22 protein-coding genes and 1 tRNA gene are annotated in these 21,817 nt (G+C 57.4%); 14 read left to right on the top strand and 9 right to left on the bottom strand.

The genetic code is table 11. The features are described 5' to 3' along the window. From ACQ4OB_RS06775 to ACQ4OB_RS06765, 3 genes are all read left to right on the top strand, one after another. The gene (locus ACQ4OB_RS06775) at positions 1-798 is read left to right on the top strand and encodes a divergent polysaccharide deacetylase family protein (RefSeq protein WP_430955347.1); all 798 of its coding nucleotides are present in this window, start codon (positions 1-3) and stop codon (positions 796-798) included. Positions 799-894: 96 nt separating this feature from the next. Then, positions 895-2,403: a trypsin-like serine peptidase gene (locus ACQ4OB_RS06770; RefSeq protein WP_430955346.1), complete on the top strand. Its 1,509-nt coding sequence runs from the start codon at positions 895-897 to the stop codon at positions 2,401-2,403. A gap of 90 nt (positions 2,404-2,493) precedes the next feature. After that, on the top strand, positions 2,494-3,942 hold the full coding sequence (locus tag ACQ4OB_RS06765; RefSeq protein ID WP_430955345.1) for a trypsin-like serine peptidase: 1,449 nt from the start codon (positions 2,494-2,496) through the stop codon (positions 3,940-3,942). Here the strand turns inward: ACQ4OB_RS06765 and ACQ4OB_RS06760 are convergent. From ACQ4OB_RS06760 to ACQ4OB_RS06730, 7 genes are all read right to left on the bottom strand, one after another. Next, on the bottom strand, positions 3,923-4,678 hold the full coding sequence (locus ACQ4OB_RS06760) for a substrate-binding periplasmic protein (RefSeq protein ID WP_074872721.1): 756 nt from the start codon (positions 4,676-4,678) through the stop codon (positions 3,923-3,925). The two genes, ACQ4OB_RS06765 and ACQ4OB_RS06760, sit on opposite strands and share 20 nt — an antisense overlap. A 77-nt stretch (positions 4,679-4,755) precedes the next feature. Further along, on the bottom strand, positions 4,756-5,526 hold the full coding sequence (gene hisF / locus ACQ4OB_RS06755) for an imidazole glycerol phosphate synthase subunit HisF (RefSeq protein WP_007897430.1): 771 nt from the start codon (positions 5,524-5,526) through the stop codon (positions 4,756-4,758). 9 nt (positions 5,527-5,535) lie between these two features. Then, positions 5,536-6,273: a 1-(5-phosphoribosyl)-5-[(5-phosphoribosylamino)methylideneamino]imidazole-4-carboxamide isomerase gene (gene hisA / locus ACQ4OB_RS06750; RefSeq protein ID WP_007897434.1), complete on the bottom strand. Its 738-nt coding sequence runs from the start codon at positions 6,271-6,273 to the stop codon at positions 5,536-5,538. A gap of 42 nt (positions 6,274-6,315) precedes the next feature. Continuing rightward, the gene (locus ACQ4OB_RS06745; RefSeq protein WP_008024930.1) at positions 6,316-6,573 is read right to left on the bottom strand and encodes a DUF2164 domain-containing protein; all 258 of its coding nucleotides are present in this window, start codon (positions 6,571-6,573) and stop codon (positions 6,316-6,318) included. Then, a complete protein-coding gene (hisH, locus tag ACQ4OB_RS06740) occupies positions 6,574-7,212 on the bottom strand; it encodes an imidazole glycerol phosphate synthase subunit HisH (protein WP_076028989.1) in 639 nt (212 codons plus the stop codon). Then, entirely contained in the window at positions 7,212-7,805 is a 594-nt protein-coding gene (hisB, locus tag ACQ4OB_RS06735) for an imidazoleglycerol-phosphate dehydratase HisB (RefSeq protein WP_003218037.1), read from the bottom strand. The genes hisH and hisB overlap by 1 nt, the downstream gene beginning before the upstream one ends. Before the next feature lie 269 nt (positions 7,806-8,074). Next, entirely contained in the window at positions 8,075-9,739 is a 1,665-nt protein-coding gene (locus ACQ4OB_RS06730) for an OFA family MFS transporter (RefSeq protein ID WP_074872715.1), read from the bottom strand. Positions 9,740-9,959: 220 nt separating this feature from the next. Between ACQ4OB_RS06730 and ACQ4OB_RS06725 the strand changes: the two genes are divergently transcribed. The 5 genes from ACQ4OB_RS06725 to ACQ4OB_RS06705 all read left to right on the top strand — a co-directional run bounded on the left by ACQ4OB_RS06725 (position 9,960) and on the right by ACQ4OB_RS06705 (position 14,180). Then, positions 9,960-10,364 carry an acetyl-CoA sensor PanZ family protein gene (locus tag ACQ4OB_RS06725; RefSeq protein WP_074872713.1) on the top strand — a complete coding sequence of 135 codons (405 nt, stop codon included), beginning with the start codon at positions 9,960-9,962 and terminating at the stop codon, positions 10,362-10,364. Positions 10,365-10,442: 78 nt separating this feature from the next. After that, complete coding sequence (locus ACQ4OB_RS06720) at positions 10,443-12,668, top strand: AsmA family protein (protein WP_430955344.1); 2,226 nt, start codon at positions 10,443-10,445, stop codon at positions 12,666-12,668. Then, positions 12,665-13,732 carry an A/G-specific adenine glycosylase gene (gene mutY, locus ACQ4OB_RS06715; protein ID WP_430955343.1) on the top strand — a complete coding sequence of 356 codons (1,068 nt, stop codon included), beginning with the start codon at positions 12,665-12,667 and terminating at the stop codon, positions 13,730-13,732. The genes ACQ4OB_RS06720 and mutY overlap by 4 nt, the downstream gene beginning before the upstream one ends. After that, on the top strand, positions 13,729-14,001 hold the full coding sequence (locus ACQ4OB_RS06710; protein ID WP_008149405.1) for an oxidative damage protection protein: 273 nt from the start codon (positions 13,729-13,731) through the stop codon (positions 13,999-14,001). Before mutY ends, ACQ4OB_RS06710 begins: the two co-directional genes overlap by 4 nt. A gap of 103 nt (positions 14,002-14,104) precedes the next feature. Next, a tRNA-Phe gene (locus ACQ4OB_RS06705) sits at positions 14,105-14,180 on the top strand. 84 nt (positions 14,181-14,264) lie between these two features. On the opposite strand, the gene ACQ4OB_RS06700 is transcribed toward ACQ4OB_RS06705, so the two are convergent. After that, positions 14,265-14,714, bottom strand: a complete 450-nt coding sequence (locus ACQ4OB_RS06700) for a carboxypeptidase regulatory-like domain-containing protein (RefSeq protein ID WP_430955342.1) — start codon at positions 14,712-14,714, stop codon at positions 14,265-14,267. A gap of 263 nt (positions 14,715-14,977) precedes the next feature. Here ACQ4OB_RS06700 and ACQ4OB_RS06695 point away from each other — a divergent pair, with 263 nt between their 5' ends. The 4 genes from ACQ4OB_RS06695 (at position 14,978) to ACQ4OB_RS06680 (ending at position 17,992) form a co-directional block, all read left to right on the top strand. Further along, positions 14,978-16,036: a PDDEXK nuclease domain-containing protein gene (locus tag ACQ4OB_RS06695; protein WP_430955341.1), complete on the top strand. Its 1,059-nt coding sequence runs from the start codon at positions 14,978-14,980 to the stop codon at positions 16,034-16,036. 69 nt (positions 16,037-16,105) lie between these two features. Continuing rightward, complete coding sequence (locus ACQ4OB_RS06690) at positions 16,106-17,080, top strand: alpha/beta hydrolase family protein (protein WP_430955340.1); 975 nt, start codon at positions 16,106-16,108, stop codon at positions 17,078-17,080. Between the two features lie 36 nt (positions 17,081-17,116). Then, the gene (locus tag ACQ4OB_RS06685; protein ID WP_102614965.1) at positions 17,117-17,533 is read left to right on the top strand and encodes a hypothetical protein; all 417 of its coding nucleotides are present in this window, start codon (positions 17,117-17,119) and stop codon (positions 17,531-17,533) included. 6 nt (positions 17,534-17,539) lie between these two features. Further along, on the top strand, positions 17,540-17,992 hold the full coding sequence (locus ACQ4OB_RS06680; RefSeq protein ID WP_074872687.1) for a hypothetical protein: 453 nt from the start codon (positions 17,540-17,542) through the stop codon (positions 17,990-17,992). Positions 17,993-18,261: 269 nt separating this feature from the next. Here ACQ4OB_RS06680 and gabP read toward each other — a convergent pair whose 3' ends face one another. Then, positions 18,262-19,653 carry a GABA permease gene (gene gabP, locus ACQ4OB_RS06675; RefSeq protein WP_074872684.1) on the bottom strand — a complete coding sequence of 464 codons (1,392 nt, stop codon included), beginning with the start codon at positions 19,651-19,653 and terminating at the stop codon, positions 18,262-18,264. Positions 19,654-20,217: 564 nt separating this feature from the next. On the opposite strand from gabP, the gene ACQ4OB_RS06670 reads away from it, so the two are divergent. Continuing rightward, positions 20,218-20,991, top strand: a complete 774-nt coding sequence (locus tag ACQ4OB_RS06670; RefSeq protein WP_007897462.1) for an ABC transporter ATP-binding protein — start codon at positions 20,218-20,220, stop codon at positions 20,989-20,991. Between the two features lie 13 nt (positions 20,992-21,004). Further along, the gene (locus ACQ4OB_RS06665) at positions 21,005-21,751 is read left to right on the top strand and encodes an ABC transporter substrate-binding protein (RefSeq protein ID WP_430955339.1); all 747 of its coding nucleotides are present in this window, start codon (positions 21,005-21,007) and stop codon (positions 21,749-21,751) included. Positions 21,752-21,817 lie beyond the last annotated feature (66 nt).

Below are 21,817 nucleotides of genomic sequence, written 5' to 3'. Positions count from 1 at the left end.
ATGAGCTTGCGGTTGCTCCTCGGCCTGCTGTGCTGTCTGGTGGGTGTCGCTCACGCGGCGCCTGCCACAACAGCAGCCACACCTCACAAGGCTTATCTGAGCCTGATCATCGATGACCTGGGGCAGAACCTGCCCCGGGATCGTCGCGTGCTGGCCCTGCCCGGCCCGGTCACCGCAGCAATCATGCCCGACACACCCCACGCCAGCGAATTTGCCCGCGAGGCCCATCGCGCCGGCAAGATTGTCATCCTGCACATGCCCATGGACCCGGCCACCGGCCCGTTCGCCTGGCACCCCGACCTGCCCATCGACGAACTTGAAAAACGCCTGAACGCAGCGTTCAAGGTCGTGCCCTACACCGCCGGCATCAACAACCACATGGGCAGCCGCATGACCTCTCAGCCGGCGGCCATGGCCTGGTTGATGGCGGACTTGCAGCGTCGGCACAAGCTCTTCGTCGACAGCCGCACCAGTGCGCAAACCGTGGCCGCCGCCGAGGCGCAGAAGATTGGTCTGGCAAGTGTTTCGCGGGATGTGTTCCTGGATGACGAGCCCACTGAAGCGGCAATTTTCACTCAGCTACAGACGGCTATCAGCCTGGCGCACAAGCAGGGTTCTGCGGTGATGATCGGGCATCCGTATCCGCAGACATTAGCGGTGCTTGAACGTGAATTGCCCAAGCTCAAGGCTCAGGGCATTGACTGGATCGACATCAAACAGATGGTCAGTGTGCGCGGCAATCGCGCTACAGCCGCACACGGCAAGGATGGGCTTTACCGCACCCCTCCTGCCCGCTGATTGATCGGAACTTCTGATTTCACGATAACTATATATGTCTCTTGGTACTCAGCCTAATGCCACGATAGTGCTTATCTGAATTCCCGAGGAACAGTCATGAGAAATAAACTTACGCTAATTAAATACTGCACTTTTTTGATACTTTTGCTGTCCCAAGCCTCGCACGCAAGTGATCTAGGCGAGGGACTGACCAACCAATCAAATCCGATACTTTTGAAAAACAAGGATGCTAAATACAACCATTGGAATGGTGTTGGAAAAATTTTCAAAGACAGCAAACCACTGTGTACAGCCAGCCTGTTAGATACCCGAGACGAAGACAACAATGCACTGGGCCCGGCTTATCTGCTCACGGCAGGACATTGTGTAGCCCAAGGTCTGGAACACCCTGTCACCAATATACCTTTTGAGGCAAGCGTAACATTTAACTTCTTCATCGATACCTCGGATGAATACAAGAGCTACAAAATTCATAAAGTAAACTGGGCTAGCATGTCCACCACCGACATTGCTATTTTGGAGCTGGACACCCCTCTGTCTACGCTACTTGAAGATGGGGTGACACCACTGAAGCTGGCATACAGAGCCTCCAAGATAGCTAACGATATACTCGTTGTCGGCGCACCAGATAATCTTCCAGAATCCGGTCTGCGCCTAGCTGCTTGCTATCAGGAATCAACAGAAGCAACGCTTGTGTTGAAATGGTGGGCCTTTCCGAACACCCTGAAAAACAGGTGCAAGGGTATTCGTCATGGCGCTTCCGGGAGCCCTGCCCTTGATCGTGAAACAGGAAGTATTGTCGGCGTGTTATTTGCTTCTACATTTGTATCGTCACTAGATGAATTATGTTTCAACACCGCTTGTGAAGTGAAAAATGAAAAAACCGAATTGTCTCCTGAAACCAATTACAGCCACACGGCCGATTACTTACCAAGTTGTTTTGCAAAAGGAATTTTCAGCACCACATCTAGCTCTTGCACGCTGGAACCAACTTTCAATTTAGAACTGAACGATTACGCTCCATTGAGATACGCCACCGTACCATCTACTGGAAACCCGACGGTGCCTACATGGGGTCTGGATTTTTCGATGGACAAGCCTTACTACCGCTTTAAAACTGTCCGCGACGCCAGGGACTGTTTGTCCCCTCACTACTACAGCGACGTAATAAGCACCATCGGCGCTTTGATCAATACTCCTACAGGTCGCAAAGCAGGCATGTATTTTCTCTGCGTACTGGGCGTTGAATCAGCAGAGCAGACTCCGACAGCAGGGCTACTGAGAACCGTCTGGATTTCTCCAGCACAACTCGTAGAGGCAGAACCCGTCAGAATGGCAGAACCCATTATTACGTTGGGAGCCGACTGGAATTACAACGTCACATGGCGTCATTCGTTACCTTTGTATTTTAATAGCTTCTACTACGCCGGCCCGACAGACAAAACAAACTGCGGCGACATAAAGCGTGAAGATTATATTTATGCTTATGAAAATAACGCAGTGACTTTTACTGCCGAGCAGCTTCCTCTAACACTGTGCAGCTACAACAACAGCCTGGACTCCCGGTCCTCTGCGGTACGCACCGACTTGCTGACACTGCCTTGACACGATCTGACAGCTTCAGCTATCCATATAACCGACCGCCCCACTACGCACCGAAATTAACCAAATTAAATATATCGCCAAGGAATGGCCATGAACTACACACGCACCGTACTAATCGGTTGTTTATTCAGCAGCTTCCTTAGTCCTGCCCAGGCAGCCCCAAGAGATATTGGTGAAGGACTCAGAAATAATTCCATATCGAAAGCACTGAAAAATAGCGAACAACAATATTCGCTCTGGAGTGGTATCGGCTACCTGACCACTCAAGACAGTGCTTGCACGGCGACCCTTATCGACACCAGAAATTTTGAGAACAAAGCTGTTGGACCTGCTTATTTAATCACCAGCGGTCACTGCGTAACAGCTGAAATCGGAACGACCAAGTTAAACCAGACATTTGATGCGAGCATAACTTTCAATTATTTCTATGACACGCCCGACAATCACAAGACATATAAAGTTCGAACAGCCAATTGGACCAGCATGGTCGGCACGGACATGGCTTTACTTGAAGTCGATAAACCTCTTGCACTGCTAATTGAAAACGGAATTGTCCCGCTCAAACTTGCACCCCTCCCGCCCCTGGACAGGCATGACGTACTCAATGTGGGCGCACCTGGAAAATTCGTGGAGAAGGGGCTGCGCTTGAGCGCATGTACTCAAGAGGTTTCCAGAACCATGTCCGACAGCATCTCAAGATTCCCCGGGGGCTTAACGAATCAGTGTGCTGATTTACACCCAGGAAGTTCCGGGAGCCCGATGCTGGATCGTCGTACAAACGAGATCATCAGCATTACCTCAGAAAAAGGCTATAGCTACGGGGCAAATTTTATCTCCGACTGTTTTATTAATGGAGTCTTCACAAACAACTCAGAAAACTGCACATTACGGGAAGTTGATATTACTATCGACCTACCGAGTCTTTTCACAACACATACATACTCTCATTGGAATTCAGCGGGGAAAGAAATTTTACCGACATGGGATTACAAGTTCAGTATCAACAGCCCTTACTATCGCTACAAAACCACACGCGACGCCATAAATTGCCAAGACCCCAACCGGTACAGTGCCGCTATTAGTTCGACAAGTCCTCACATAAACAGCGCTATTGGCCCTCAGACTCGCATGCACGTCTTGTGCATTATTGGTGTGGAGTCACAAGAGCAGAAGCTCTCCAGTGGATTACTACGAAATACTTTCACGCACGCTGTCTATCTGGCAGAGCCGGCTCCTGTACCGAATATTACTCTGAACTCCAATCGGCACATCAACATCACATGGGAAAATTCATATCCAGAATACACCTCCCACTTTTTTCACTTAGGCCCGGCCGACTCCACACAATGCGGCAATCATGATGACCCGCGTTACAAAACCATAGCCGACAGCGGAGTTTTATACTCATTCTCACCTGTCAAACTCTGCAGCTACGCCCGCCGAGATACTGAACCACACCTATCCGCGATACGCTTTGACGTGATCACCCTTCCTCCAATCGAGCGGAATACAACATCCACTACAAGTACCGCGCCATGATGTCGTCGACCACGCCTTCCTTGCGTAGCTGATCCAGCGCGGCTTGCAACTTGGCCACGACGTCATCCGACACATCCTTGTTCAACGCCAGGTACAACTCGGCGCTGTTGAAGCGCAGCACGGTCTTGAGCCCGTTCACGCCGTCCTGACGCGCCAGATAGCGGCCTGCCGGATCACCCGTGGCCCACAGGTCGATCTGGCCGTTGACCAGTTTTTTTGCGTTGTCCTGATCGCGCAGCACAACGATCGGTTTCAGTCCTTGTTTGGCCAGCGTCTCGGCAATTGCATCACCCTTGTAGGCGCCAATCTTGTACTTGCGCGCCTGATCCAGCGTCTCGAGGGTGATCTTGCTATCGGCCTTGGCCAGCATGATCCAGTCATCCGGACCAATCGGACCGACCCACTTGAAGAGTTTCTCGCGGTCCGGCAACCGCGCCATCACGAACACGCCATAACCGGGTTTTTCCAGGGCGAGTTTGTAGATTCGCTCCCATGGGAAACGCAGCGTCAGGCTGTAGGGGATGTCGGCGCGCTTGAACATCTCACGGACAATGTCCACGGCAATGCCGTCGATGTTCTCGTCCTGAGCGAAGTTCTTGCCGTTCTTTGCCATGTTGTACGGCGGGAAGTTTTCCGTCAGTAACACCAGACCGGTGCCCTGATTTTCTGCGGCGTGAACTCCGTTGATGAACAACAGAGAAGCGCTGGCGAAGGCAAGAAGAAGACGTTTAAGCATGTCGGGCTACCGGAATCCATGGCGTGTCCAAGAGTGCCTTGAGCCCGCCATGCTGTCCACTGGCCTGTACCGTTTGTTTAACGCATCACGATGCCGCGATGAGCCATGTAGGCCTTGGCTTCCTGCACGGTGTATTCGCCGAAGTGGAAAATACTCGCCGCCAATACCGCACTGGCGTGGCCTTCGAGGATGCCGTCGGCCAAATGCTGCAGGTTGCCGACACCGCCCGACGCGATGACCGGAATCCCCAGCGCATCGCTGATGGCGCGGGTGACACCCAGGTCGAAGCCGTTTTTCATGCCGTCCTGGTCCATGCTGGTCAGCAGGATTTCACCGGCACCGAGGCCTTCCATCTTCTTCGCCCACTCAACGGCGTCGAGACCGGTTGGCTTGCGACCGCCGTGGGTGAAGATTTCCCAGCGCGGGGTTTCGCCCGGACCGGACACTTTCTTGGCGTCGATGGCGACGACAATGCACTGCGAGCCGAAATGCTGAGCCGCTTCGCCGACGAATTCCGGGTTGAACACCGCAGCGGTGTTGATCGAAACCTTGTCCGCGCCGGCATTCAGCAGATTGCGAATGTCCTGCACGGTACGCACGCCGCCACCCACGGTCAGCGGGATGAACACCTGGCTGGCCATGCGCTCGACGGTATGCAGCGTGGTGTCGCGACCGTCGACGCTGGCGGTGATGTCGAGAAAGGTAATCTCGTCGGCGCCCTGCTCGTCGTAGCGACGGGCGATTTCCACCGGGTCGCCGGCGTCGCGAATGTTCTCGAACTTGACGCCCTTGACCACCCGGCCGTTATCCACGTCCAGGCAAGGGATGATGCGTTTGGCCAGCGCCATGGTCAGTCCTCAGCCTTTGTACGAATCGCAGAAAGCTTGCGCTTCGGCGACATCGAGGGTGCCTTCGTAAATCGCCCGACCGGTGATGGCGCCGATGATGCCTGGCGCCTTGGCGTCGAGCAGCGACTTGATGTCACCCAGATTGTGGATACCGCCGGAAGCGATCACTGGAATCTTCGTCGCAGCGGCCAGGGCGGCGGTGTACGAAACGTTGCAGCCCTGCATCATGCCGTCTTTGGCGATGTCGGTATAAACGATCGCGGACACGCCGTCGGCTTCGAATTGCTTCGCCAGGTCGATCACCTGAATGGTGCTGATTTCAGCCCAGCCGTCAGTGGCGACAAAACCGTCTTTGGCATCCAGGCCGACGATCACTTTGCCCGGGAATGCGCGGCAGGCTTCAGCAACGAAAGCCGGATCTTTCACGGCTTTGGTGCCGATGATCACGTAGCTCACGCCCGCTTTGACGTAGTGTTCGATGGTTTCCAGGGAACGGATACCGCCGCCGATCTGGATCGGCAGGTTCGGGTAGCGCTTGGCGATGGCGGTGACCACTTCGCCGTTGACCGGCTGGCCTTCGAAGGCGCCGTTCAGGTCGACCAGATGCAGACGACGGCAACCGCCCTCCACCCACTTGGCAGCCATGCTCACCGGGTCATCGGAGAACACCGTGGAATCTTCCATGCGGCCCTGGCGCAGACGAACACAGGCACCGTCTTTAAGATCGATAGCGGGAATAATCAGCATCTGGCAAACCTTCAAATTCGATTGTTCAGCTTCGCTCGGAAATCAGTTTTTCTCGAGCGCCCACAGGTCGCTTTCGATGCTTTCGAACCTCTCTTTGAGGTGCGTCTGCACATCGAAAATCGCCCTGTTGTAATAGTGCGGCGCAATTTCACGGGTAAACAGCTCAAGGATTTCAGCCGCTTCGAACGAACCCAGGTCCAGTTCGAAGCGATCTTCCATAAAGCGTTTGATCTTGTGATTAGCCTCGTTCTCCTGTTCAGGAGTGAGGGTCAGGATCGGCGGCTTTTTCTTGACAGCCATTTACCAGCGACCATCCCACGCAGCGAAGTTCTGCAGCAATTGCAGGCCATGGGTATGGCTCTTCTCCGGGTGGAACTGCACGGCGAAACGCGAGCCATCGGCCAGCGCCGCGGCGAAATCAACACCGTAGTGACCGCCACCCACCACTTGCCGCGGGTTGCCGGCAGCGATGTAGTAGCTGTGCACGAAGTAGAAACGCGCCAGGTCCGGAATGTTGTGCCACAGCGGATGGGTGACCGTCTGCTTCACTTCGTTCCAGCCCATGTGCGGGACTTTCAAATGCTCGCCATCTTCGTGCAAATCCTTGCCGAAGAACTTCACCGCGCCAGGAAACAGGCCGATGCAGTCGACGCCGTCGTTCTCTTCGCTGCTGTCGAGCAAGGCTTGCATGCCGACGCAGATGCCGAGGAACGGGCGGTCCTGGCTGACTTCGCGCACCAGCGAATCGAAGCCCAGGCGGCGGATCTCTGCCATGCAGTCGCGAATCGCGCCGACGCCGGGGAAAACCACCCGGTCGGCTTCGCGAATCACATCGGCATCGCTGGTGATCAAGACCTTGCCGGCACCCACGTGCTCGAGGGCCTTGGCCACCGAGTGCAGGTTGCCCATGCCGTAATCGATAACCGCGACCGTCTGCATTACAGAACGCCTTTGGTCGACGGCATCTGACCGGCCATGCGGTCATCCAGCTCTACGGCCATGCGCAGGGCGCGGCCGAAAGCCTTGAACACGGTTTCGATCTGGTGGTGAGTGTTGGTGCCGCGCAGGTTGTCGATGTGCAGGCTGACGAGTGCGTGGTTGACGAAGCCCTGGAAGAATTCCTGGAACAGGTCAACGTCGAAGCCGCCAACGGTGGCGCGGGTGTAGGGAACGTGCATCTGCAGGCCAGGGCGGCCGGAGAAGTCGATCACCACGCGCGACAGCGCTTCATCGAGCGGCACGTAGGCGTGGCCGTAGCGACGGATGCCTTTCTTGTCGCCGATGGCTTTGGCAAAAGCCTGACCCAGGGTGATACCGACGTCTTCCACGGTGTGGTGGTCGTCGATATGCAGGTCGCCCTTGCTGACAATATCCAGGTCGATCAGCCCGTGACGGGCGATCTGGTCCAGCATGTGCTCAAGAAAAGGAACACCGATATCAAATCGGGCCTTTCCGGTGCCATCCAGGTTGATCGAGGCTTTGATCTGGGTTTCCAGAGTGTCGCGCTCGACTGACGCCTTACGTTCGGCCATCACCAGCTCCGCAAAATCATTGGGCGAAAAAGGCAATCATTATAGGGGCGCGGGGCCGAAACAGAAACACGCGACGTGATATCCCTGACGGGCTGAACCCGCTGTTGTCGGGGATAGACATGTCCATACAACTCATTTCGGCCCCTCCAAAAACAACTGTAGGAGCGAGCCTGCTCGCGATGGGGACCTCACATTCAACATCTCTGTCGACTGTCAGACCGCTATCGCGAGCAGGCTCACTCCTACAAGGGGTAATGCGCTTACTTAACTTAGTGGAACAAAACTGCAGTCTTCTGCAGGGTCACCCAAACACCCCACGCCAACGGAATCCCCACCACCAGCCACGCAGCCACTGCCAAAGGCTTGGTGCCCGGATCCGCTTTCCACTCCAACACGGTGCTGCTGTCAGCCCCTTTGTCGTGGCCCAGCGCCTGTTCGGCGGCCAGTTCAGCGTCGGTCATGAAGTACTTGTCAGCCACCGGACGCACCAGCAGGTTGCAGATGAAACCCAGCACCAGCAGGCCCGCGAGAATGTATAGGGTGATGTCGTAAGCCGCGGCGCGTTCAACGCCAATGCTCAACTGATACTCACGCAGGTAGTTCACCAACACCGGACCCAACACGCCCGCCGCCGCCCAGGCCGTCAGCAGACGACCGTGGATCGCGCCGACCATTTGCGTACCGAACAGGTCCGCGAGATACGCAGGAACCGTCGCAAAACCACCGCCGTACATCGACAGGATGATGCAGAAGGCCGCCACGAACAGCGCAACGTTGCCCAGGTGACCGAGGTTCGGGATCAGCGCGTACAGGGCAAAACCCAGGGCGAAGAACACGAAATAGGTGTTTTTGCGACCCAGGTAGTCCGAGAACGAGGCCCAGAAGAAGCGGCCGCCGATGTTGAACAGACTCAACAAACCAGTGAAACCGGCAGCAATCGCCGCGATCGAGGCCAGTTGCGAAGCATCCAACTGACCGAATGTCAGGCCGTTACCCAACAACGTGCCGGCAAACACTTCCTGCAACAGCGGCGAAGCCATGCCGAGGATGCCGATACCTGCCGAAACGTTCAGGCACAGCACCAGCCACACCAGACGGAATTGCGGAGTTTTCCACGCCACGTTCACGTGGACGTGACGGTGGGTGATCATCGAGTTGGAAGCTTTCTTCGCCGGAGCGGTCCAGCCTTCAGGCTTCCAGCCGGTTGGCGGAACGCGATAGGACAGTGCGCCACCGATCATGAACACAAAGTAGATCGCGGCCATCACCAGGAAGCTCTGCCATACGCCGACGCTGGTTGGCGAAGCGAAGTGGCCCATCAAGGCTGCAGCCAGCGGAGCACCGACCATCGCGCCACCACCGAAACCCATGATCGCCATGCCGGTCGCCATGCCGCGCTTGTCCGGGAACCACTTGATCAGGGTCGAGACCGGCGAGATGTAACCCAGGCCCAGGCCGATACCGCCTATGACACCGGAACCGATCCACATCAGCCAGATCTGGTGGGTATAGACCCCCAGCGCTGAAATCAGCAGACCGCCACACCAGCACAGGGCCGATACAACGCCAGCCTTGCGAGGCCCGGCGTGTTCCAGCCAGCCGCCCCAAATGGCTGCCGAGCAACCGAGGAAGATAAAGAACAGGGTGTAGATCCAGCCGAGCATCGAGATCGGCCAGTCACATTCGGACGAGAAGACTTGCGAGATGAAGCTCATCTCCGGCGCGCAGGCCACGGCCTTGGTCACGCCCAGGGCTTTGGACAGTGGCAACCAGAACACCGAAAAGCCGTAGGCCATGCCGATGCACAAGTGGATGGCCAGGGCGGCCGGTGGTACCAGCCAACGGTTGAAACCGGGCTTGGCGATGATGCGCTCCTTGGACAGGAACGCGGGCTGGTCGGCTTTCAGGCCGTCCGCCGTGATGCTCGTGGTCATTATGTATCCCCCAATTATTAGAATGGTTCGTCAGCGCTCCTCACCCCCAGCCTTTATGCGCACGCATGACTGTTTTTGAGGTAAGGCTTCATTTTGGTGCGACTTCACGTCGCAGAAGGACGGACGAACGGGCAAAGGTTACCATCTGTACGTGACAGAAAAATCAAAGTGATATCACCTTTTGTATGTCATCAGTTCTCGTACCACCGAAGGAGCCCTCATGCCGATCATTGTCGAGCCGCTAAACGAAGCCACTTATCAGGATCAGCAAGATCTGCAGAAGATCTACCGCGATGCTCCGGACTGGCTGTTTGCCCCGTTTGCCGGGGAATTGCAGCTGATCGAAAGCTGTCTGCTGGACGGTTCGCTGATCGCCGGCCGCTTCAACGATCGACTTTTGGGCGCGGCACGTCTGCAACGGCACTCGGATGTCTGGCATTTGTCCCAATTATGCGTACGAAAAATTACCCGTCGTCGTGGCGTGGCCGAGCGCCTGGTGAACGAAGCGCAGAAAATGGCGTCGCAAGCGGGTGCGACATTGCATTTGTTGGCGCCTGCCGGGCATCTGGAGGCACAAGCGCTGGCGGCCAAACTGAAAATACCGCTGGATGAGTGGCCGACGTGATCGCTGACCGATCGTCCGCTGCGGGGCGCTATACTCCCCGGCTAAATTTCGAATTCGATTAACTACAAGGACTCGCCCATGAAAGCGTTCGGCAAAATCCTGGGTCTGGTACTTCTCGGGCTGTTGCTGATCATTGTGGCGCTGGGCTTTGCCCTGACCCACCTCTTTGATCCCAACGACTATAAAGACGAGATTCGCCAGATAGCCCGCGACAAGGCCCACATCGAGCTGACGCTCAATGGCGACATCGGCTGGAGCCTGTTCCCGTGGTTGGGCCTGGAATTGCACGAAGCCAGCGTCGCGACCCTGGCCAAGCCCGCTGAGCCCTTCGCCGATTTGCAGATGCTTGGTCTGTCGGTCCGCGTGCTGCCGCTGCTGCGCCGCGAAGTGCAGATGAGCGATGTGCGCGTCGAAGGCCTGAACCTGCGCCTGAACCGCGACAAGGATGGCCACGGCAACTGGCAAGACATCGGCAAGGTACCGGCGCCGGCTACCCCAACCACACCGTCCGCGACCACTGCTGAACCAGCGACCGAGACCACTGCCCAAGCGGAAAAACCGGCCCAGCCGATCCGCCTGGACATCGACAGCCTGACCGTCAACAACGCCCGCGTTGAATACAGCGACGAGAAAACCGGCAAGCAATTCAGCGCCGAAAGCATCCAGCTGAGTACCGGCCCGGTGCACGACTCCACGAATATCCCGGTCAAACTCACCGCATTCCTGGGCACCAATCAGCCGGTCTTGCGTGTGCGCACCGAGCTCAACGGCGAGTTGCGTTTCGAGCGTGCCCTGCAACGCTACAAATTCGAAGACATGAAACTCTCCGGCGAAGTGGCTGGCGATCCGCTGCAAGGCAAAACCATGACCTTCGCCGCACAAGGTCAGTTATTGCTGGATAAAGCAGCGAACGTCGCCGAATGGACCGGCATCAAGATCTCCGCCAACCAACTGCGCGCACTGGGCGAATTGAAGGTCAACGACCTCGACAAAACTCCGCAAATCAGCGGCGGCCTGTCCATCGCCCAGTTCGATCTGGCGAAATTCATCGACAGCATCGGCCAGAAGCTTCCAGCGATGGCTGAAGGCAGCCTGAGCAAAGTCGAACTGGTCAGTCGCCTTGCCGGCACGCCGACCAGCGTTATCCTGGACAACATCAACCTCAAAGTCGACGACAGCACCTTCAGCGGTCGCATCGCCGTCGAGGACTTCGCCAAACAATCGCTGCGGGCGACCCTCAAGGCCGACACCTTTAACGTCGACCGTTATCTGCCACCAAAATCCGCAGAAGCCAACAGTGCGACGCAGGTGCGTAAAGCCGAAGTGGCCAACACCGAAGCCGAAGCCATGGCGGGCGCTGGCAGCACACCGCTGCCGCCAGCACCGACCAAAGAGGCATGGAGCACCGAGCGCCTGTTGCCGGTGGAGCGCCTGGCCAAACTCGACGTAGACGCCGACCTCACCTTCGGTCAGTTGACCCTCGATAAATTGCCGATCCAGAACGCTGCGCTCAAGGCCACAGGCCAGGGCGGCCTGCTGACCCTGGAAAGCCTTCGCGGCGACCTGTACGACGGCAACTTCGACGCCAAAGGGACGCTCGACGTGCGCCAACAGGTGCCCGCGCTGAACATGCAGACGAGCATCACCAAAGTACCCGTGGAAAAAATCCTCGAAAGCCAGGGTAAAAATCCGCCGGTCAAAGGCCTGGTGACGCTCAACAGCAACCTGACCGGCAGCGGCAACAGCCAGAAAGCGCTGATCGAAACCCTCAACGGCAACGCCAGTTTCATCATCAACAACGGCGTGTTGCTCAATGCCAACCTCGAACAACAGCTGTGCAAAGGCATCGCCACCCTGAACCGTAAATCCCTCAGCGGCGAACCACGGGGCAAGGACACACCGTTCCAGGAACTCAAGGGCAACCTGACCTTCCGTAACGGCGTGGCCAGCAACCCGGACCTGAAAGTGCGCATCCCGGGCATGACCGTCAACGCCGACGGCGATGTCGATCTGCGGGTGCTGGGCATGGATTACCGCGTGGGCGTTATCGTCGAAGGCGACAAGAGCGACATGCCGGACCCGGCCTGCCAGGTCAACGAGAGGTTTGTCGGCATCGAGTGGCCGCTGCGCTGCCGTGGCCCGCTGGAACTGGGCGCCAAGGCTTGCCGCCTGGATAACGACCGCATGGGCCAGGTCGCAAGCAAACTGGCTGGCGAACGGATCAGCGAAAAAATCGATGAAAAGCTTGGCGACAAAGTCAGCCCTGAGCTGAAAAACGCGTTGAAGGGGCTGTTCAAGAAATGAGAGCCGAGCAGTTTTCATCGGCGGTGCTGGACTGGTACGACCGCCACGGCCGCCACGACTTGCCCTGGCAACAAGGCATCACCCCGTATCGGGTGTGGGTCTCGGAAATCATGCTGCAGCAAACCCAGGTCAGCACGGTGCTGAACTACTTCGATCGGTTCATGGCCTCTTTGCCGACGGTCGAAGCCTTGGCCGCTGCGCCGGAAGACGAAGTCCTGCACCTGTGGACCGGCCTCGGTTACTACACCCGTGCGCGCAATTTGCAGAAGACCGCGAAGATTGTCGTCGCCGAGTACGGCGGCGATTTTCCGCGGGATGTGGAAAAACTCACCGACCTGCCGGGCATCGGCCTGTCCACGGCCGGCGCCATCGCCAGCCTGAGCATGGGCTTGCGGGCACCGATCCTCGACGGCAACGTCAAACGGGTGCTGGCGCGCTTTACCGCGCAAGAGGGCTATCCGGGCGAGCCCAAGGTCGCCAAACAGCTGTGGGCGAACGCTGAGCACTTCACGCCACATGATCGGGTCAACGCCTACACCCAGGCGATGATGGATCTGGGCGCCACGCTTTGCACTCGTAGCAAGCCGAGCTGCCTGCTCTGCCCGCTCGAAAAAGGCTGCGAAGCGCACATGCTCGGCCTGGAGACGCGCTACCCGATCCCCAAACCGCGCAAAGCCGTGCCACAGAAGCGAACGCTGATGCCGATGCTCGCCAACGGTGACGGCGCGATTCTGCTTTACCGCCGCCCTTCCACGGGCTTGTGGGGCGGCCTATGGAGCCTGCCGGAACTCGACGACCTCGACGACCTGCAACATCTGGCTTCGCAGCATTCGCTGGAGCTTGGCAGCCAACAGGCGCTGCCGAGCCTGGTACACACCTTCAGCCATTTTCAGTTGTCCATCGAACCCTGGCTGGTTCAGGTCCAGGAGGCCGGCCATCACGTGGCCGAGGCCGACTGGCTCTGGTATAACCTCGCCACCCCGCCGCGCCTGGGCCTTGCCGCCCCGGTCAAAACCTTGCTCGAACGCGCGGCTGCCGTATTGAACGCAGGAGAGTCGTCATGACCCGCACCATCATGTGCCGCAAGTACAAAGAAGAACTGCCCGCCCTGGAGCGCGCTCCATTTCCTGGCGCAAAAGGTCAGGACATTTTTGACCACGTCTCGGCCAAGGCCTGGGCCGACTGGCAAAAGCACCAGACCCTGCTGATCAACGAAAAACGCCTGAACATGATGAACGCCGAAGACCGCAAATATCTTCAGGGCGAGATGGACAAGTTCTTTTCCGGCGAGGAATACGCCAAGGCTGACGGCTACGTTCCGCCGGCAGAATAATCCCGCTTTTTCGAGGGTCGGAACGTAAGCGACGGTAATAATTAAAATTTTTTTGAAAACTTTCTTGACGACCCCCTGAAAAACCAGTTTAATGCGCCCCGTTGCCCAGATAGCTCAGTCGGTAGAGCAGGGGATTGAAAATCCCCGTGTCGGCGGTTCGATTCCGTCTCTGGGCACCAAATACCGAAAACCCTGAATCGCAAGATTCAGGGTTTTTTTATGCTCGCGATTTGATCAGGTATCGTGCAAGCGTCTCTCTTCGGCTAGTTTTCAGTATTCCAGTGGAAAACCAGATTGCGAGCGGCACCACTTCCTACCTCCGCCGTATCACGCCGTTCCTCACCATTGCGTGTCGCGACGACGGTGTACTTGCCTGGTGGCAGCTGTACGTAAACCAACGGGCCAACCTCGCTCAGCGTCAGCACGGGTTGCCCCGGATCTTTCTGAATGACCAGATTTACATCCGGAACATATTTGCCCTCCGCCCCGATGGAGAAAGTCATGTGCAGGTTATAGCCCTGCGCTTGCTGGATAGCTTTAGCCTCATCCTCTCCGATACCGCCAGACAGGTAAGTAATCCCGTTTTGCTGTTGCTGTTGCACTTGCACACCTGTGCTGTCGATCGGTTCAAGACTGGCGGCGTTAAGCACGGCAGGCAACATCAGTACGCCGACGGCGGCGATAGGCAGCATGAATGAATGGACGTTCTTCATGATGGCGACTCCCGGGTTGCTTGGAACCCAATCGTTACTCCTTTTTAGATTTGTTACCGAATGTTCAAGTTTTAGATCGATTAGCACTTGAGCTCACTGCGAATCGGACTACGAGATGTACTCCTCTTACACGGGCTATCGTCGGCCTGGTCCTGCAAAGCAAACTCGCCTTTCCTTCCGATTTACCAGCAACGCCCGGCATCGCGGACTACCACTCTTTTGCCATCCTTTTCCGCCTGTTTCCTTCAGCCGCGGAAAATGTCATGAGTCCTCTCAAACCCGATAACACTCAAGATTCACAGATCATTTCACTGCTCGGAAATCTTGGCGAGTTGATCCGTGAAGCCCGCCAGAAAGTGTTGCGAGCGGTCGATACCGTCCAGGTGCAAACCTGTTGGCAGATCGGACGGTATATTGTGGAGTTCGAGCAGGAGGGGGCCCGGCGGGCGGGATATGGGAAGCAGTTGCTGGCGACGCTGGCGAAGAGTCTGACAACAGAGTTTGGCAAAGGCTTTGACATCTCCAACCTTCGCTACATGCGCCTGTTCTATCAAGCATTCCCAATTCGTGACGCACTGCGTCATGAATTGAGCTGGACCCACTACCGCAGATTGCTACGAGTCGAGAACGATCACGCTCGCCATTGGTACATGAACGAATCAGCGATGCAGAACTGGTCAAGTCGCGCCCTCGAGCGCCAGATCAATACCCTCTATTACGAACGCTTGCTGGCGAGTCGCGACCGGCCGGCCGTCAAACAGGAAGCCGCCACCCATATCGAGCAGATGAACGCCAGCCCTCGGGATTTCATCCGCGACCCCGTGCTACTGGAGTTTCTCGGCCTGCCCAATGCGGGCTTGGTCCAGGAAAGCGAACTTGAACAAGCCTTGATCAATCAACTACAGGGCTTCCTGCTCGAACTGGGCAAAGGCTTCGCCTTCATCGCTCGCCAGCAACGCATCAGTACCGAGAGCAAAGACTTCTACATCGACCTGGTGTTCTACAACTACCTGCTCAAGTGCTTCGTCATCTTCGACCTCAAGCGCGGCGTACTGACCCACCAAGATGTCGGCCAGATGGACATGTACGTGCGCATGTACGACGACCTCAAGCGCGGACCGGAGGATGGTCCCACTGTCGGCCTCATTCTCTGCGCGCAAAAAGATGAATCGGTGGTGCGCTATTCAGTGCTGCAAGGCAACGAACAACTGTTCGCCAGTACCTACAGACTGGTACTGCCGAGCGAGGAGGAACTTCGCGCGGAGCTGGATCGGGAATGGGCGGTGCTTGAGGAGCGAATACTCAAGCACAGGCTCCGATAAGCACGGGTGGATTGTTCATGCGCTGCGCGAAGACTATCGTTGGCAGCTACCCGCAAAGGTCCGACGCCGATGAATTTGCAGGACATGACCTCACTGGCACCCACTCAAGCCGAGTTGCCACCGCGCATATCTACGGCAGGCGAACCGTTCAAGGAGCCCGCCGCAGATGGCTACAGCCTCGGCGGCTTTACCTGGCGGCCCCCCCGTCACGACGCTACCCGCTCGGTGGTCATCATCAACGCCGCCACCTCCGTCCGCTGCCGCCACTACTCGCGATTCGCCGATTACCTGTTCGCCAACGGTTTCGACGTGATCACTTACGACTACCGTGGCATCGGCGAATCGCGACCCGCATCGCTGAAAGGGTTACGGGCTTCATGGTCAGATTGGGGCGCGCTGGACTTTGAGGCGATGCTCAAGCGCGCTCAGCGTGAATTCCCCGGGCAACCCATCGATGTTGTAGGCCACAGCTTTGGAGGCTGTGCAGCGGGCCTGGGAGCTTCCGGGCATTTGATTCGACGTCTGCTGACCGTCGGTGCGCAATTTGCTTACTGGCGCGATTACGCACCCGCCCATCGCTGGCGGATGTTCGGCAAGTGGCATCTGGCGATGCCGTTGATGACATTGCTTTGCGGCTACTTCCCCGGCAAACGTCTCGGCTGGCTAGAGGACACCCCCGCTGGCGTGGTTCGCGACTGGAGCATGCCCACCGCGCACTACGAGAAACGCCCCAGCGGTCGCGTTCTTCACGCAAAGACCGGGCGCCTGCCCTTCTCATCCGTCACCGCACACACCCTGGCCATCAGCATCAGCGACGATCCTTACGGTACGATTCCAGCCATTGAACGGCTGCTGGGTTACTTCACCAACAGCACGAATGCCCACTTGCGAATCGCCCCCGAAGACATCGGCGAACAAGAAGTCGGACATTTCGCCTTTTTTCGTAGCCCATACCAAGCCACACTATGGCCCATTGCATTGTCCTGGTTGCAGACCGGCAAACTGGCCCCCGACACACCCGGGCGGCTAGTGCCACGCAACTGACTGATGCTCCCACTCATCGGAATACGGAACGAGCCCATGGCATCCGCCAACAAGCAGAACAAACGCGCCACCCGCGCCAAAGCCAAGGCCAAGCAGAACCGCACCCAACGGGCCGCCGCGCCGGTCGAGTTGGACCCGAACGACGACCGCATCGACTTTGAATCGGTGGACCTGACCGACCTGTTCAAAGAAATGATCGACGCGCAAAAGATCAGTCAGCAAGCCATGTGCAAGGCATTCCTTGAACACCCGCTGCTCGCGCTGGTGCTGGAGCAGGAGGGCGAAGAAACAGCGACAGATTTCATCATCGCTGCGCTGATCGAGTACCGCCAATGGTCCACCGAAACGGACGAAGCCAGTGCCCTGGCCTGGATTGAGTCCCCGGCCTTCCAAACTGATTACGTGGCAGCTTCCGAAGCTATCGCGGCCCAAAACCAACAGAAACCGAACTGAGTTCCCATGGCCTCCCTGAACAAGCAACAGAAACGCGCCAAACGCGCCAAGATCAAAGCGAAGCAAATCAATATCCACGGCAGAAAACCCGCCGCACTGGACGATGACCTCGGCGAAATCGGCGAGCCGATCCCGGAATACACCCTGGCGATGTTCAGCAAAATGCGCGATGCAGAGGCCACCAGCCGCAACGACATGCTGCTGACCCTACTGTCAGACCTCGCCGAAATCATCAGCGACCATCCAGAACTGCTGGACATGGAAAACGCCGACAACGAAGCCATGGCCGCCACTCACCTGGCCGCCGACATGCTGATCGATTACCGCATGTGGGCCGACGGCATGGACCGCGACACCGCCCAGGCCTGGCTGACGGATCCGCAGTTCATCACTGACTTCGGCGCGGCGCTCGACAGCTATCGCGAGTCGCTGGATGCTCAGGAAGTAAAGGCCGAGTAAACACCGGTCAAGCCATAACGCGACCTGTAGCAGCTGGCGAACTGTGGCGAGGGGGCTTGTCGGAACGCCGCATCGCCCCGTTGGGTGGCGAAGCCGCCCCAAAATCTACCGCCGATGTGTATCAGATACACCGCATGTAACGGTTTTACGACTGCTTCGCAGCCGAACGCAGGCTTCGCCAGCTGCTACAAGGTGTGCGCTGCCAGGAAGAAACAAAAACGGCCGCTTGTCATCACTGACAGCGGCCGTTTTGCGTTATGCGGTGCGAATCAATTCAGCACCACCGCACCCATCTTCTGCAGCTTGCGACGGCGAGCCACAAACAAACCGGCAGCCACCACCAACAAACTCAGCAGACCGGTCGAGAGAATCTCCACGCGATGCGCTTCCTGGAACAGCATGATGGTCAGGGCCGCCACGATGAATACGATCACCGCGTAGGTCAGGGCCGGGAACAGCCACATGCTGAAGGCGATTTTCTCGCCACGTGCCATGCGCTGCTTGCGCATACGCAGTTGCGAAATCGCGATCACCAGATACACCAACAGCGCGATAGCGCCGGAGCTGGCCAGCAGGAATTCGAACACGGCGGCCGGGGCCACGTAGTTGGCGAAAACCGCAATGAACGCAGCGCCGGTGGACAACATGACGGCCCAGTACGGCGTGCCGCTCTTGTTGGTGCGCTGGGAAACGGCCGGTGCATCACCGCGCTTGCCCAGAGAGAACATCATGCGCGAAGCGGTGTACAGCGCCGAGTTCAGGCAACTGGTCACAGCAACCAGCACCACGATGTCGACGATCAGCTTGGCATTCGGGATGCCCATGCGCTCAAGCACGGTCTGGTAGGAGCCGACGGCTGCCAGTACCGGATCGTTCCACGGCACCAGGGCCACAACGATGAAGATCGACACGAGGTAGAACAAGCCAATCCGCCAGATCACCGAGTTGGTGGCCTTGGAGATTTGCTGGCCAGGGTTCTTCGATTCCGCGGCCGCAATGGTCACGATTTCGGTGCCCATGAAGGAAAACATGGTAGTCAGGATCGCGCCCAACACTGCACCCATGCCGTTTGGCAAGAAGCCCTGGGTGTCGAACAGGTGGGAAACGCCGCTGACCTGGCTGGTCGGCAGGAAGCCGAAAATCGCCAGAACGCCGAGGCCGATGAAGCCGACGATCGCGATGACTTTGACCAGGGCGAACCAGAATTCGAATTCACCGTAGTTCTTCACGCTGAACAGGTTCGTCACCGTCAGCAGCAAGGTGATGACCAAGGTGAAGGCCCAGATCGCCACATTCGGGAACCAGGCGTGCAGGATGGTCGCGGCGGCGTTGGCTTCCAGCGGAATCACCAACACCCAGAACCACCAGTAGAGCCAGCCGATGGTGAAACCGGCCCAGTGACCGATCGCGCGATCGGCGTACGTCGAGAAGGAGCCGGTGTCCGGCGAAGCCACGGCCATTTCGCCAAGCATGCGCATCACCAGCACCACCAGCATACCGGCGGCAGCGTAGGCCAACAGCACAGCCGGGCCTGCAGCAGCGATGGCGTGGCCCGAGCCGACGAACAGGCCGGCACCGATAACCCCGGCGATCGACAGCATGGTCACATGACGCGGTTTGAGCCCCTGTTCGAGGCCATTGGAGCTTGGGGTACTGCTCATTGAAACTACCTTTTGTAAGGAAAAGCGATGACGTCCACCCGGCGTGGCGTTCCTTCTCGTAAAAAGAAACCAACAGGGCGTTCCGTATTCTGCACGCAATAATTGCGCCAAAATATTACAAAGCACCCAAACATGGGGCTCTCCGCCGGACCGGACAGTCATCGCAAGTCATTGAGATTAATGGCAATTCGCCAGAGCGTTACCCTGCGACCCACTTTCAGGAACGAAGTGGCGCACCAGAAACACACCCAAAAATAACGCGATGCACAATAAAAGTGCGGATCAGGAACGTTTGGCCGGTTAGCACTTCCAACCCCCCGTCAAAGCTGGCAACATCGCGCCCTTTTTTGGAACAGCCCCAGCCTTTTTATCGACAGGCAGGGTTCAAACGGCTGTTCGGTTGATAGCAGCGCGACAGTCTGCTGTACCGATGCGACAACCTGCCACACGCCAGCTGTTTAGCGTCCGTAGCGCTGTTGGCTGTCATTCAGACGCTATGCTAGCTTGGCCGCCTCGCCAGGAAGGCCGCCAATAGCAGGAGCGAAATACTTATGAGGAACGCACATGGCTGAGGCCACGCCCGCGCTTGAAATCCGCAACTTGCACAAACGCTACGGACAGCTCGAGGTGCTCAAAGGCATCTCGCTGACCGCCCGCGACGGCGACGTGATCTCGATCCTGGGTTCTTCCGGTTCCGGCAAGTCCACCTTCCTTCGTTGCATCAACCTGTTGGAAAACCCGCACCAGGGACAAATCCTGGTGGCCGGCGAAGAACTCAAGCTCAAAGCCGCCAAGAACGGCGAACTGGTTGCTGCCGATGGCAAGCAGATCAATCGCCTGCGCAGCGAGATCGGTTTTGTATTTCAAAACTTTAATCTCTGGCCGCACATGAGCGTGCTCGACAACATCATCGAAGCGCCGCGCCGCGTACTCGGCCAGAGCAAGGCCGAGGCCATCGAAGTCGCCGAAGCCTTGCTGGCCAAGGTCGGCATCGCGGACAAACGCCACGCCTACCCGGCGCAACTCTCCGGCGGCCAACAACAACGCGCGGCCATTGCCCGCACGTTGGCAATGCAGCCCAAGGTGATCCTGTTCGACGAGCCTACCTCCGCCCTTGACCCGGAAATGGTCCAGGAAGTACTTAATGTCATCCGCGCATTGGCCGAAGAAGGCCGCACCATGCTGTTGGTCACCCATGAAATGGGTTTCGCCCGTCAGGTGTCCAGCGAGGTGGTGTTCCTCCACCAGGGCCTGGTAGAAGAGCAAGGATCGCCACAGCAGGTGTTCGAAAACCCGCTTTCGGCGCGCTGCAAACAATTCATGTCCAGCAACCGCTAACGGAGCTACCCGCATGCAGAACTACAAAAAAATCTTCCTGGCGGCTGCCGTCACCCTGGCCTTCAGCGCCGGTGCCGCCGCCGAGACCTTGAAGATGGGCATCGAAGCGGCCTACCCGCCGTTCAACAACAAAGATGCCAGTGGCAATGTCGTCGGCTTCGACAAAGAAATCGGCGACGCCCTGTGCGCCAAGATGAAAGTCGAATGCACCGTGGTCACGTCCGACTGGGACGGCATCATTCCAGCCTTGAACGCCAAGAAGTTCGACTTCCTGATCTCCTCGATGTCGATCACCGACGAGCGCAAGCAAGCGGTGGACTTCACCGACCCGTACTACTCCAACAAGCTGCAATTCATCGCCAAGAAAGACGTCGACTTCAAAACCGACAAGGCTTCCCTGCAAGGCAAAGTGATCGGCGCACAACGTGCGACCCTCGCTGGCACCTGGCTGGAAGACAACATGGAAGGCGTCGAAATCAAACTTTATGACACCCAGGAAAACGCCTACCTCGACCTGACCTCCGGTCGTCTGGACGCCATCCTGGCGGACAAGTACGTCAACTACGAGTGGCTGAAAAGCGACGCCGGCCGTTCTTATGAGTTCAAAGGCGACCCGGTGGAAGAAAGCGACAAGATCGGTATCGCTGTACGTAAAGGCGATGAGATTCGTACGAAGCTGAACACCGCACTGAAAGAAATCGTCGCTGATGGCACCTATAAAAAAATCAACGACAAGTACTTCCCGTTCAGCATCTATTGATTCTGACCTGTCGGGCCGGCGCCGTTATCTGACGGCGCCAGTCCCTGGCATTGCCTGCGCGATTTG

Origin of the sequence: Pseudomonas sp. ES4, assembly GCF_050586665.1 — a bacterium.
GTDB classification, from domain to species: Bacteria; Pseudomonadota; Gammaproteobacteria; order Pseudomonadales; family Pseudomonadaceae; genus Aquipseudomonas; species Aquipseudomonas frederiksbergensis.
The sequence above is the reverse complement of the archived record's forward strand: the minus strand, read 5'-3'. Positions and strand labels throughout refer to the sequence as shown.